Source organism: Oscillospiraceae bacterium CM (assembly GCA_022870705.1).
In the GTDB taxonomy this organism is placed as follows: domain Bacteria; phylum Bacillota; class Clostridia; order Oscillospirales; family Oscillospiraceae; genus Sporobacter.
This window is the reverse complement of record CP072107.1, coordinates 288927-301158: the sequence shown is the minus strand read 5'-3', so window position 1 is coordinate 301158 and position 12232 is coordinate 288927. Positions and strand designations below refer to the sequence as shown.

14 protein-coding genes are annotated in these 12232 nt (G+C 50.1%); 10 read left to right on the top strand and 4 right to left on the bottom strand.

The annotated features are described in order from the left end of the window. Positions 1–92 precede the first annotated feature (92 nt). The 4 genes from IZU99_01560 to IZU99_01545 form a co-directional block, all read right to left on the bottom strand. On the bottom strand, positions 93–1343 hold the full coding sequence (locus IZU99_01560) for a hypothetical protein (protein UOO37983.1): 1251 nt from the start codon (positions 1341–1343) through the stop codon (positions 93–95). A gap of 33 nt (positions 1344–1376) precedes the next feature. Further along, entirely contained in the window at positions 1377–1646 is a 270-nt protein-coding gene (locus IZU99_01555) for a hypothetical protein (protein ID UOO37982.1), read from the bottom strand. 35 nt (positions 1647–1681) lie between these two features. Further along, positions 1682–2164 (bottom strand): ImmA/IrrE family metallo-endopeptidase, encoded by a 483-nt coding sequence (locus IZU99_01550; GenBank protein UOO38709.1) that lies wholly within the window; start codon positions 2162–2164, stop codon positions 1682–1684. Positions 2165–2286: 122 nt separating this feature from the next. Continuing rightward, a complete protein-coding gene (locus tag IZU99_01545) occupies positions 2287–2706 on the bottom strand; it encodes a helix-turn-helix transcriptional regulator (protein ID UOO37981.1) in 420 nt (139 codons plus the stop codon). A 156-nt stretch (positions 2707–2862) separates the two neighbouring features. On the opposite strand from IZU99_01545, the gene IZU99_01540 reads away from it, so the two are divergent. The 10 genes from IZU99_01540 to IZU99_01495 all read left to right on the top strand — a co-directional run bounded on the left by IZU99_01540 (position 2863) and on the right by IZU99_01495 (position 12164). Next, positions 2863–4101: a DNA polymerase IV gene (locus IZU99_01540; protein ID UOO37980.1), complete on the top strand. Its 1239-nt coding sequence runs from the start codon at positions 2863–2865 to the stop codon at positions 4099–4101. A gap of 17 nt (positions 4102–4118) precedes the next feature. Further along, positions 4119–4481 carry a helix-turn-helix transcriptional regulator gene (locus tag IZU99_01535; GenBank protein UOO37979.1) on the top strand — a complete coding sequence of 121 codons (363 nt, stop codon included), beginning with the start codon at positions 4119–4121 and terminating at the stop codon, positions 4479–4481. A gap of 6 nt (positions 4482–4487) precedes the next feature. Next, positions 4488–5243: an ImmA/IrrE family metallo-endopeptidase gene (locus IZU99_01530; protein ID UOO37978.1), complete on the top strand. Its 756-nt coding sequence runs from the start codon at positions 4488–4490 to the stop codon at positions 5241–5243. A 102-nt stretch (positions 5244–5345) separates the two neighbouring features. Then, the gene (locus IZU99_01525) at positions 5346–5870 is read left to right on the top strand and encodes a hypothetical protein (protein ID UOO37977.1); all 525 of its coding nucleotides are present in this window, start codon (positions 5346–5348) and stop codon (positions 5868–5870) included. A gap of 327 nt (positions 5871–6197) precedes the next feature. Next, positions 6198–6662, top strand: a complete 465-nt coding sequence (locus IZU99_01520; protein UOO37976.1) for a sigma-70 family RNA polymerase sigma factor — start codon at positions 6198–6200, stop codon at positions 6660–6662. A gap of 539 nt (positions 6663–7201) precedes the next feature. After that, positions 7202–7774, top strand: a complete 573-nt coding sequence (locus IZU99_01515) for a recombinase family protein (protein UOO37975.1) — start codon at positions 7202–7204, stop codon at positions 7772–7774. Between the two features lie 8 nt (positions 7775–7782). Then, the gene (locus IZU99_01510) at positions 7783–7941 is read left to right on the top strand and encodes a hypothetical protein (GenBank protein UOO37974.1); all 159 of its coding nucleotides are present in this window, start codon (positions 7783–7785) and stop codon (positions 7939–7941) included. Between the two features lie 164 nt (positions 7942–8105). Continuing rightward, positions 8106–9647, top strand: a complete 1542-nt coding sequence (locus IZU99_01505) for a recombinase family protein (GenBank protein UOO37973.1) — start codon at positions 8106–8108, stop codon at positions 9645–9647. A 14-nt stretch (positions 9648–9661) separates the two neighbouring features. Next, positions 9662–10567, top strand: coding sequence for a recombinase family protein (locus IZU99_01500; GenBank protein ID UOO37972.1), 906 nt, complete (start codon positions 9662–9664; stop codon positions 10565–10567). Beyond that, entirely contained in the window at positions 10524–12164 is a 1641-nt protein-coding gene (locus IZU99_01495; protein ID UOO37971.1) for a recombinase family protein, read from the top strand. Before IZU99_01500 ends, IZU99_01495 begins: the two co-directional genes overlap by 44 nt. The last annotated feature ends 68 nt before the right edge of the window (positions 12165–12232 follow it).

The following is a 12232-nucleotide window of genomic DNA, read 5'->3' as shown; positions in this document are numbered from 1 at the left end:
CTCTCGGCCTGTATTTTACTGCTTCACTTATCAAAGTCGCGCTGACATCCACAGCTCGTTCCGGATGGTTTATGCTGGCTTATATAGTGTGCTCAACGTTCACGGTTGCAAAATGCTCGTATTGCACATTCGGTGCAATGCGGCGTGGCCGTGCATATTTCACCGTATCCATCGGCGCAATAGCTCCAAATTAAGTTGTCTATGGACGCCATAGATAACCCGGTAGACTTCGCAAGTGATTCTACTGCGGCAATCACATCTTGCACAGTGGCGGGATCACGGTTGGATTTTCCGATTCTGCTCTTTCCGAAGAATCGTCGGAGATGGAGATCGGGCTTTGCGCCATCAATTCCAACGTTCCGAATATATTCCCACGCAAGAGCTTCTCCCACTTGGCGTAGTTTGTATTCTGATCCACTTGATGCAAGTAAAGCAACAATTTCGTGTGCCGGAGCCGAAATGACAAAGTCATCCATGCTGCCATAGACATTTGAAATTCGCTCAAACACTTCGATATTGTAGGTCAGTGCTGCCATCTGTGCGGCAGTCTTTCTGTTACCACATTTGATTGCGAACAAAGCGTCACTAAAATACGCCGCCGAAGTCGCTTTGATTTTGTCAACGTCATACTGAAAAAACACATCGTCAATCTCTTTTAGATGAGGGACAATTCGCTTCCATGAGGTCTGGTTGGTCAAAAGCGAATATAACAGCCCTTTTATATGCTCCGACAGGCAGTAGCTTTTGCCTTTCAAGCGTTCATTTATAGCTGCATTTATTGAGCTTTCATATTGCAGGCCACGACTTTGAAGATGGCTTTGTATCGCAAAGATTAAGTCGGCATTTTCAGAGTTCGCAGGTTGTTCTGTGCCGACGACAGGGAGATGACACGCCCAAATATAAAGAGCTCTCATTGACCGCAGCATTGTCTCCCAAAACGCAAACTCGTCTATGTCTCCGAGATAGTCGCATCGGAGGGAGTTCTCATGATAGTACCAGTTGGCTGGGGCCGGGGGCAAAGCAGAATCCTTGGCAAAAGCAATGTATGCACTATGCTCCGGCCGATTGTGAAATAAAATGCGATGTGATCCGTCGGGCAATTCTTCAGTAGCGTAGGTTCCAACGATGATATGTTCACAGTTGGGGGTTTCAGGATCTGCGAAAGCTTCACCACTATCTCCAAATGCATGGCCACAGCAGCAAAATTCTGTGATATAGCCTTTTCTGTTCAATACTTGGATCGTGAGGGCAATTGGCTCGTCCACTTCGAAATAATTCTCCAGCTCATCATCGATGTTGGTTCCTTGGATAATATCAAAGCTGGTCTTATGTATATATGACAAGGGAGCATCCTCCTCTCGCTCGGTTACTACAAATCAAGCAGCTCTGCGCTCAACGAACCAGCGCCCCAAATTGTTCCTGGCCATCGAGGCATTTCGCTCAAAGAAAAGATAACTCTGATGACCGTTTATAACGACTGTGTATCGGTCACCCTGCCCCCCGGCTTTCAGCGCAGGGGCCTGACGGATGTCCAGGACCCGGTCAATGGTAAAAACTGTCCCATCTTCCCAAGTCAGTGATGTGGGGATAAGCCTCCCATCCGCATCAAAATCCGCTGACACGGGAACATAAACCTTGACGATCATAGAATCACCTCGCACGGCAGGAGGTCACCCTCCATTTAGTTTTTCAAGAATGTACTGTTCAGCCCCTGCGGCAGATTATAACGATAGCCGCGTTGAATCATGGAGAACAGCTTGAAGGACATCAGATCTGGGCTCACATAGAGCTCCTTACATATGCGAAAATAGTCCATATCCTCCTGTGCCGTCAGTTCCTCGACCTCATCGTCAGAAATGAGGAAATCAGCAGTAAACAGGTTCGCCTGATACTCCGTTCTGGACGTCATGTCATATATCACATTATCTTTCATCGGAGCTACCTTGATCTGATCCTGATGCAGTATGATGTGCGCAGCCTCGTGCATGGCAATAATCCGTTTCTCCACCTCAGACAAAAAGGCATTGAGCACGACGAAAATCGTGCGCTTGGAAAAATAACAATACCCCTTTAGCCCATCTCGGCCATAGGCCCGCGATTCCCGGACCTCGACACCGAGAGCGTCAAGCAGCTCATAGGGATCATTGGTCTTGTATTTTGCCATAACCCTGAGAACTTCATGATGTATGTAATCGCCAGACACTTCCTCACCTCCAATCGTGTACAGATAATCTCACAGCTAAAATCTACACCGAAAGCTGTCCCAAATTACGGACAGAAAGTTGATTACTGTGAGTCGTTCTTCCTGTACTTCTTGGGGGTAAATTTTTTTGCCGCAATATCCTTGGACTCCAGATAAAGCTGCTGGATTTCGGTCATAAACGCAAGCCTGTCCTCGTCGCTGAGCTCGCCGCCGGCAAAGACGGTAGCGGCCTGAGTCAGCACAGCCTTGGCGTCCCGTTCACCCTTGACGCCATAACGTTCAGCGGAGTCAGTGATGAACGCCTCATCCTCTGAAGCCAAATAACTTGTGGGAACCTCAAACACCTTTGCAAGCGAATCATATAAATTACGTTTTTGTGGGTACCGGCCTTCGTTCTCCCAGCCGACGACAGTGCGTTTCGTTACCCCAACCAGCTTGCCAAGCTCCGTCTGCGTCAGGTCTTTTTGTGTACGAAGTTCCCGCACCTTATCTCCAAATTTCATATCGCGCCTCCATGTGGTGAAATTCGTTTGCACCTTTTTCTGAAATGGTATTGACAAGAGAAATCGGATTGCGTATAATCACAGCAAGGGTGAAATCCGATTGCACCTAAATACTATATGAAGTTGCACCTTTTGTCAAGAGGCTTGAGAGAAAAAATGGAGAGAGTAATACTTCACAGCGATCTGAACTGCTTCTACGCTTCGGTCGAGATGATGCTCAATCCTTCGCTGTGTGGAAAGGCCGTTGCCGTGTGCGGCTCCACTGAATCCAGACACGGCATTGTTCTTGCCAAATCTGAGCTTGCCAAGAAACGCGGCGTCAAAACTGGGATGGTCAATTGGGAGGCTCGCCAGTGCTGCCCGGACATTATCATGGTGCCGCCGCAGTACGACGAGTATCTGAAATATTCCAAGCTGACTCGGGCGATTTATGAGAGATATACTGATCAAGTCGAAGGATATGGCATGGATGAATGCTGGTGCGATATAAGCGGCAGCAGGACGGCGTTCGGAGATGGGATGACGATAGCCGATGAAATCCGCCAGGCGGTCAAAGCCGAGCTTGGCCTCACCGTAAGCATTGGCGTTTCATATAACAAGATTTTTGCCAAGCTGGGCAGTGACCTGAAAAAACCGGACGCGATCACGGAAATATCCGCAGACAACTTCAGAGAGAAAATTTGGCCTCTCCCTGCCTCAGACCTGCTCTATGTAGGACGAGCTACCGCAAAAAGGTTTGACAACTATGGGATACGAACTATCGGAGATATCGCCAATACCTCACAGGATTTTCTAAAGCGGCTTCTCGGCGTGAACGGCATCGCACTCTGGGTTTATGCCAATGGACTCGATACCTCCCGAGTGATGCCCGGTGATTATGAGTCCCCGGTCAAGAGTGTCGGCCACGGGATCACCTGCAACGCAGATCTTGAAAACAACGAGGAGGTCTGGAGAGTGATTCTGGAGCTGTCCCAGGACATCGGCCACAGGCTGCGGCTCCACTCGCTCACGGCCAGGGGCGTTCAGATTACCATCCGGGATAACAGCCTCAATTTCAAGCAATACCAGGGGCCGCTGGAAACACAATCGCAGAGTCCGATGGAAATTGCCCAAAAAGCAAGAAAGCTCTTTGAGGAAAACTTCCGCTGGACAAATAAAGTCCGCGCCGTAACGGTCAGGGCAATCAACCTCATTCCCGCCGATACGCCGTATCAGACAAGCATTTTTGAGGATACCGCCAAGCGTGAAAAGCGCGCGCGACTGGACATGGTGGTTGAGGATATCCGCGGCAGATTTGGCAAACGCGCCATTTACTCCGCCTGTCTCATGGAAAACCTGAAAATGCCATCCGATGGCCGAGAAAAAGTGCTTATGCCGGGGATGATGTATCAATAACGGAAAGGAAGCTCAACATGGACACGCTAACGCTCGGCAGCTTTATACGGGAGAAGCGGGAGCGGCTTGGAAAAACCCTGCGCGGTCTTGCCGCAGAGTTAGAAATTGCTGCGCCCTACCTTCACGATATCGAGAAAGGCAACCGTACTCCTTCTGAAAAACTCCTCCCGGCCTTTATCAAATATCTTCTTCTGACGCAGGATGATGAAAATATGCTCTACGATCTGGTCGGCGGTCGGCGGCAGGGTGTGTACCCAGACCTCACAGCCTACATCCAACAGTCGGATCTGGCGAGAGTCGCGCTCCGAAAAGCGCGCGACTGCAACATTCCGGATACCATGTGGATCAGGATAATTGAGTCTATAGATAACGGAGGGTAGATTATCATGCAGATTCCATTAGCCCAAAAGAGCGACGGCATGTATCTGTTCAGCAGCAAAGACTTCGATAGCGTTGCTGAGCTTGTCCTGCGAGAATACTCGCCATATATGCTGGAAAAGGCACAGCCCCTCGATATTGAGGCGTTGGCGGATGAAGCCTACAGTCTGACGATCATAGATCGATACCTATCCGCCCACGGCACTGTCCTTGGCTTAATTAATTTCCATGATTATAAAATGGAGCTCATGTCCCTCGAAAAGCAATTGCAACAGGAGCTCATTATGAGTGGCACAATCGTCATCGATGCGAGGCTCATGCCGGAGGAACACCACCACCGTCGCCGCTTTACCATTTCACATGAGGTCGCCCACTGGATCATCCACCGGCAGATGTACTATCCAGATGACCGGAAATACTGTCTTCGCAAAACGGGCAGCTATATCATGTGCAGAGAGGCTGAGTCAAGCAGACAAAAGCCACGAGGGTACTGGTCGGAAAAGGACTGGAAGGAATGGCAGGCGGACAAGTTCGCCTCGGCCATGCTGATGCCTGCGAGCGTCTTCTACCCCACGGCCCAAGCGGTCATGAAAAGTCATCATGCCGGCAGCTATATTCTGGATGGATACGGCTCCAAAGAGACTGCAGGCGTGATAACGGAACTGACAGAGATTTTTGACGTTTCTCGGACAGCGGTACGAATCAGGCTAAAGCAAGCGGGGTATCTGCGTTCGGTTGGAGTAATTATGTGTGACAGAGATTAGCTTCGCAGGCGGGGTTAAGGCCCCGCCGCTCTTTCCACTTTGTGTTAGCTCGAGTGCTAACAAGGTTTATATTGCCGCTTATGGCTCAAGGGAGGTTTGGAGATGGCAAAAGAAACTGCTGCATTACGCAAGCATAAAGCAAAACTCGCATCTCTCGGCATGGACAGCGACGCCGTGTTCCACCGCTCACGGCTGTTACTCACAGTCTATCGAGACGTCACATGGGCAATCAGCGAACGTCTTGAGGAAATACGGGATCACACTTATGAAATCGGGAACCGCAATGTGGAGGTCGGGTTCAGGTATCTCGCCGACTTCGCGCCCGATATAGAAACGGAGCGCTTTGCCGAGCGTGTCTGCTGCATTTGTGAAACCCGAATGTACATCGACCTGATTGATAAGGCATTGCTCCGTATGCGGGATTATCCCGTTTATGGCGAGATTTACTATGAGATTTTGGACAAGCAATACATCAGCCGTTTTCCGCTGACGGAGCCTGAGCTTTCCGAAGCGCTGAATATTGAGCGCAGTGTGTTCTACGACAGAAAGAGAGAGGCTCTTCACCTATTTGGTGTTTGCCTGTTCGGGTATACACTACCTGAGCTGCGCCGACTGTTTACCGACTGAATACCGACCATATAACGACTAAGTTCCGACCCTTTTCCTACTCCCAAGCGACTGTCAATATGCTACACTGTCCATGCTGGGGAATACTGACTATACGCCGCAAGACCACAAAAGAGGTCTTGCGGCTTTTCTATATCCTCTCCAGCCAATAAAGGGGCTTAAGAGGCCGGGCGCGAATTATCATCGCGCCCGGCCTTTTTTGCTGCCCATTTTGGGAGAGTTGGCATGGACAAGCACCGTAATCGCACAGGCACCGGTTGCCGTTCTCCTCCGCCGTTTTGGTTTTCACTCCCGCACGAAAACCAAAAACGATAAGGAGAATGGACAATGGGTTTCAATAATGCCGCGGAAAGAAAAAAGTTCGAACAGCGGTGGGCAATCCTCCGCAAGAAATACCGTAAAGCTGGAATGAGCAAAGAGAACATTGACACACTTTATGAGTTTGACAGCGCTGCCTTCCTCAGTGAGCGCAGGTATCGTGAGCGCACGCAACCTCTTCCAACTGAGTCAATCAGCGAAGATGAGGACGAAATGTCCGGACTCTTTAAAAAGTTTGATTTGCTGAAGGTTTCCTTCAGCGAATCTGACTTTTCAGGGCGACACAGTTGGATTGAGACAGTTTATGACTGCGAGTTGTTCTCAAAGTTATCCGCCCTATCCTCAGAAGATGTAGAGTTGCTAACATTGTATGTTTTTGACGAATACACCCAGAGCGAAATTGCCACAAGAATCGGTATATCACAGCGCGGCGTGGGCAAGCGAATTGAACGAATCAAAAGATTTCTAAAATAATTTTCGATTTTGGTTCTAAAAAACGCCTTCTCGTCGGCTACACAGTGAGGGGGTAAATAATCCTTCTCTCTGCACTTTGAAAAACACCGCCAATGTGCGGTCATATCCGACGACCTGAACACATCAGTTGACAAGCCCGAAAGGGACAAGCGATATCGGGGGATGCGCCAAGACCACCTACGGCGGGAATAGCCCGCCGGAAAAGACGGCCAAAGAGGTGCGAGCGGTACCCATCCGACCGAAGGACAGCAGTGGTACGCTGTCCCGCAATGACCTTGTCAACCTACAATGGTACGCCTGTCCAGCCACAGCCACACGCAATGGGGGCAGCCCGGAGAGATCCTCGGGGAGGTTAGAATCCTGTGAAGCGGCGCCAGCCGCTGTTCTCGTTCGTCGCCCTGGCTCGGGAAGTAGTGTCGAATAGAGCCATGCAATTACTAAGGCTTAATGATAGAAGCCACGGGGATAGCCGTCCCTTTAAAAGAGACTATCCCCGTTTTTGTGTCATTAAACTTGAATACTTCAGGAGGAATACATAAATGAACAAGGATAACAAATGCTCAAAGAACGCCGCTGCCGAGGATATTGGCAAACGCGCATGGATCTATATCAGGAGCGTTCGCAGCCTCGACCCCTACTATGATACTCTGGAAGACTCTCTGCGCTCCTATGCCAACGAGCAGGCTTTCACTCTTACTGGCTTTTCCATCGATTTCAACAGCAGAAACGGCGGTCACGGATTGGCCCAAATGCTTCAGGCAGCCAAAGACAATGCCTTTGATGTTCTGATCATCAAGAGCATGGATCAGCTCAACACCACTCTGCTCATGAGTCTGGATATTATGACCTGTCTTGAAAACCAGGGCGTCCAGATATGGTCTCCCGGTCGAGGTCGGTATGATACCAAAAAGATGAGTATCGACTATGATGTCGACAGGTTCCTGAACGACCTGGAGGAACGCCGCTACGCGAGGGAAATCAGAGACGGCTACTTTGGCGATTGCGAGCCGGAGGACTATGACAGCGACGGTGCTACCGTTGAGGACGATTACGGCGACGAGTATCATCCCGAAGAATGGGAGAAAGATACCGTCAAGCACGTAGCGAGGTGATGAGGCATATGCTATCTCATTTGAATACCAAAAACGCCAACTACCTCTTCATTATGAGCGTTCTGAAGGAGATCCTCAGCCTCGGCTCCATTACCCAAAAGGAGTATCTGCGGGCAAAAAGCTACTACCTCCAACTGACCGGCGCGGACATCGTTTTGGCGGAATAATTCTTTCTCTCTTTTCCTCATAATTGTGTAGCTATTCGGAAAAGGTGTCGGTATAATGTGTGTTGCCGGCCGACCGGAGGTCTGTATCATAATATGATACAGACCAAAACATATACAAAAACCGCGAAAACATAATCACTTTTTGAGGAAGGGAGTTGACGCTGATGCCCGAAGCAAGACTGATATCGCCAATCACACGGAAAGCCATGGTGAAGTCAAGAGTCGCCGCTTATTGCCGAGTATCGTCCAATTCGGCTGATCAGCAAAACTCCTATGCGAACCAGATGCGGGTGTACACCAGTATGATCCAGAAGCGCAAAGACTGGGAACTGGTAGAGATATTCGCTGACGAGGGGCTTTCTGGTATGAAAGCGGATAACCGCACCGAGTTCCAGCGCATGATCCATATGTGCGAGCTTCACCAGATCGACCTCATCATCACGAAGTCGGTATCCCGATTCGCCAGAAACGCAAAAGAGTCGCTCGTATATGTCCGCAAGCTGAAGCTTCTCGGCATCGGCATCCAGTTCGAGAAGGAAGGAATATTCACCCTTGCGCTTGGCGACGAGATGCTTCTGAACACCTTCTCCGCCATTGCACAGGAAGAATCCAAAGCAATCTCCCAAAACCAGCGCCTCTCTATTGTCAAGCGCATGGAGGACGGGGAGTATGTGGACAGCAATGCGCCATACGGATTCTGTCTCATAGAAAAGGAACTGACGATATATGAACCGGAAGCAGAAATCGTCCGTTCAATATTCAGAATGTACCTGAACGGATGCTCCACGACCGAGATAGCTCGGGAGCTGAACAACCGCTACATCCTGACAAAAACGGGGAAAGGCACTTGGCGCTCGGCGAAGGTCGCGTACATCCTTAAAAACGAAAGGTATATCGGCGATTGCCGCTATCAAAAAACATACCGTGATACGACAGTCCCGTTCAAACAATACGCAAACAGAGGTCAGGAAGATCAGTTCTACGCAAAAGGCACTCACGCCCCGCTGATCGACCAAGATACCTTTGCCAAGGTTCAAGAGCTATTACAAAAGAGACAGGACAACTTTTCGAAGGTTGCAACACAGAATATATATCCTCTTACGAGCCGCATTCAGTGTACTGAATGCGGCTCGTATTTTCGTAGACGCCTTGTGTCGGGAACCATCAAATGGGCATGCTGTCGGCATGTCAACGACAGAAACGCCTGCAACTCGAACTATTATAGCGAAGAACGCATCTACGACGGGTTCACAGCGATGGTCAATAAGCTCCGCTTCGGGCAGGAGGACATACTCGGGCAAGTGATATCCCGGCTCGAGTCCGCCGTCCTGCTATATAAGAAAAACAATATCGCCGCTCGTGAGATGAGTCAGAGCATCGCTGAACTGAACGCAAAGCTCCTCGTGCTCGAGCAGCTCCGCGCCAAAGGCTACCTTGCCGCTGAAGTGCATCAGACCCAGTCCCGCGACATCAACAACCAGCTTGCCACGCTGAAAAAGGAACGCAAGACGGAGCTGGACTCTCACATCATCCAAATGCTCGAAGAAGTGAAGCATCTGAAGACCATTTTGGACGAGCTGGAAGACCCGCTCGAGCGTTTCGATGAGAAGCTGTTCGCCGAGGTTGTAAAGGCAATTTCTATCGACCCAAACGATGAAATGACGCTGACTGTGATTGGCGGACTCCGTTTCACAGAGCTGATTTGAACAGGAGATAAGGCATGAAAAAGATACGCTACATCCCATATGGCTATACGATCCGAAATGGCAGAACAGTCATTGAACACACCGAAGCCGATGTGATTCGAGAGATATTCGATGCCTACATTGCCGGCGCGTCGCTGAAAGCCATTGCCGAGGAGCTGACAGGGCGAAAGATCCCTTACAGTGAGCGTACAGACACATGGGATAAAGCACGTATCGCCAGAATCATCGACAACGCCAAGTACACCGGCGATGAAGAATATGACTCCATCATTGATGAAACGCTCTATGAAACAGCAACCAGTCTGAAGACAGCCAGACAGCGCAACACCTTCGAAAAGGATTCCGCTGCAATCAACCTTCTGCGGGACTATGTCCGCTGCCAGGAGTGCGGAGCGCCGATGAAGCGGCGTGTCAGCGCAAAGCACCGCATCAGGGAAAGCTGGATGTGTACGAATGACGAGTGCGGAATCATGGTTCGAATCGGAGATACCCAGCTTCTCGAAAAGATCAATGTGCTGATGAACCGAATTATCACCAATACAAAGCTCCTCGTCCCAAGGCCGAAAAAGCGCCCGGAATTGTCCCCGGCTGTTCTGAAGTTAAATAACGAAATCAGTCTCGAGCTTGAACGGGACAATCCCAATGAGGAACTCATAATCGCAAAGACCACAGAAATGGCAAGCCAGCTCTACCGCGAGAGTGAAACGAAGATGAATATCGCCGCCGCAATAGCGCAAAAACGAGCCGAGATGATGACGCCGCAGGATGAATTCAGCGAGAGCTACTTCACCGACCTCATCAGCTTCATATCCCTTGATGGCAGCGGCAGAGTCATGCTTCATACCAAGACAGACACGGAAATCGGAGATGATGACAATGCAAGTAACCAAAATACCGAAAAAGACAATAACGGTCATTGAGCCAAAGCGCTCACTGATTGTAGACAAGGAAAAGTACCGGCAACAGCGCGTGGCGGCATACTGCCGAGTCTCCACCGACAGCGAGGAACAGCTCACCTCCTACACCACCCAAAAGAAGGTTTACACGGAGATGATCGCCGCACGGACGGACTGGGAATTCGCTGGGCTATATGCCGATGAAGGCATTTCAGGAACTCGCGCAGACAAGCGCCCTGAGTTTAAAAAGATGATCAACGACTGCCTTGCCGGGAAAATCGACTACATCATCACCAAATCCGTCTCCCGATTTGCCAGAAACACCGTAGACTGTCTGGATCATGTGCGAGTCCTCAAATCCAGAGGGATCGGTGTCTTCTTCGAGGAACAGAACATCGACACACTCAAAATCGACAGTGAGCTCTACCTCGTCATATACGCCGGCTTCGCTCAGTCCGAGTCTGAGAGCATGAGTAAAAACATTACATGGAGCTACCGAAAGAAGTTCGAGGACGGCAACGCCATCTTCATGTACAAGAAGCTCCTCGGCTATAAAAAGGGCGAGGATGGTATGCCGGAGGTCGTGCCTGAAGAAGCGGCAATCGTAAAACGGATCTTCAATATGTACCTTGCCGGTAACACGCCCGCTCGAATATCGGCGGCCTTGAAATCGGAAAACACGGTAGCCCCCGGCAAGAGTTTCTCATTCAGCAGTTCCATGATTGCCAACGTCCTTGCAAACGAGAAATACTGCGGGGACTCAATCCTCCAGAAAACCGTGACTGTTGATTGCATCTCCAAAACGAGGCGCAAGAATACCGGCGAAGCGCCGATGTATTTTGTGCAGAACAGTCATCCAGCTATTATCAACCGCGATACCTTCCACAAGGTGCAGGAGGAACTCATCAGGAGAAAAACGGTGACTCCGAAATCCTCAAAGACCTCCATCACATCAACGGGGAAATACTCCAAATTCGCCCTGACGGACGTCCTGATCTGTGGGGAATGCGGCAGCCGCTACAAGAGAGTCACTTGGACTGCCTACAAGCAAAAGCGAGTCGTCTGGCGGTGCATCAACCGGCTCGACTACGGAAAAAAGTACTGCAAGGAATCCGTTACCATCGACGAAATAGCGCTCCAAAATGCTATCATGCGGGCGCTCAACAGGTTTAACGAGGAAGACAGAGCTACCTACATGGCGCTTATGAAAGCGACCATCAGCGAAGCAATCGGATTAAACGGATGCTCTGACGAGGTCGACCTGCTCCAGCGGAAGGTCGACGCGCTGAATCGAAAAATGCTTGAAATGATCAATGAGAGCGTCCAGACCGGAAATGACATCGAAAGCCGCGAGGATGAGTTCAAGCAGATTTCCGACACCATCACGCTCCTCAAGAACCACATCAACGCCATTCAGGAGCTTGCCAGCTCGGACAACTCGCCCAATGAGCGCCTCGACCAGATCCAGCGGGTAATCACGGAACGGGAGCAAAGCGGGTTTCAATATGACGACTCCATCGTCCGCCAGATGATCGAATGCATCAAGGTCTATCCGGACGGCAAACTGGAAATCATCTTCGGAGGCGGCTATATAGTCGAGGAAAGCATCACCGCCGAATAAAAAAGAGAAGCGTCTCAGAAGGCCCATGGAGGTATTCTGAGACGCTTCTGGTTTATCATCCGGAACCA

Excerpts from the sequence above, each read along its gene's own strand:
- IZU99_01540 (UOO37980.1), top strand. The coding sequence starts at position 2,863 with ATGGAGAGAGTAATACTTCACAGCGATCTGAACTGCTTCTACGCTTCG.
- IZU99_01555 (UOO37982.1), bottom strand. The coding sequence starts at position 1,646 with ATGATCGTCAAGGTTTATGTTCCCGTGTCAGCGGATTTTGATGCGGAT.
- IZU99_01550 (UOO38709.1), bottom strand. The coding sequence starts at position 2,164 with ATGGCAAAATACAAGACCAATGATCCCTATGAGCTGCTTGACGCTCTC.
- IZU99_01545 (UOO37981.1), bottom strand. The coding sequence starts at position 2,706 with ATGAAATTTGGAGATAAGGTGCGGGAACTTCGTACACAAAAAGACCTG.
- IZU99_01530 (UOO37978.1), top strand. The coding sequence starts at position 4,488 with ATGCAGATTCCATTAGCCCAAAAGAGCGACGGCATGTATCTGTTCAGC.
- IZU99_01500 (UOO37972.1), top strand. The coding sequence starts at position 9,662 with ATGAAAAAGATACGCTACATCCCATATGGCTATACGATCCGAAATGGC.
- IZU99_01510 (UOO37974.1), top strand. The coding sequence starts at position 7,783 with ATGCTATCTCATTTGAATACCAAAAACGCCAACTACCTCTTCATTATG.
- IZU99_01505 (UOO37973.1), top strand. The coding sequence starts at position 8,106 with ATGCCCGAAGCAAGACTGATATCGCCAATCACACGGAAAGCCATGGTG.
- IZU99_01495 (UOO37971.1), top strand. The coding sequence starts at position 10,524 with ATGCAAGTAACCAAAATACCGAAAAAGACAATAACGGTCATTGAGCCA.
- IZU99_01525 (UOO37977.1), top strand. The coding sequence starts at position 5,346 with ATGGCAAAAGAAACTGCTGCATTACGCAAGCATAAAGCAAAACTCGCA.
- IZU99_01535 (UOO37979.1), top strand. The coding sequence starts at position 4,119 with ATGGACACGCTAACGCTCGGCAGCTTTATACGGGAGAAGCGGGAGCGG.
- IZU99_01520 (UOO37976.1), top strand. The coding sequence starts at position 6,198 with ATGGGTTTCAATAATGCCGCGGAAAGAAAAAAGTTCGAACAGCGGTGG.
- IZU99_01515 (UOO37975.1), top strand. The coding sequence starts at position 7,202 with ATGAACAAGGATAACAAATGCTCAAAGAACGCCGCTGCCGAGGATATT.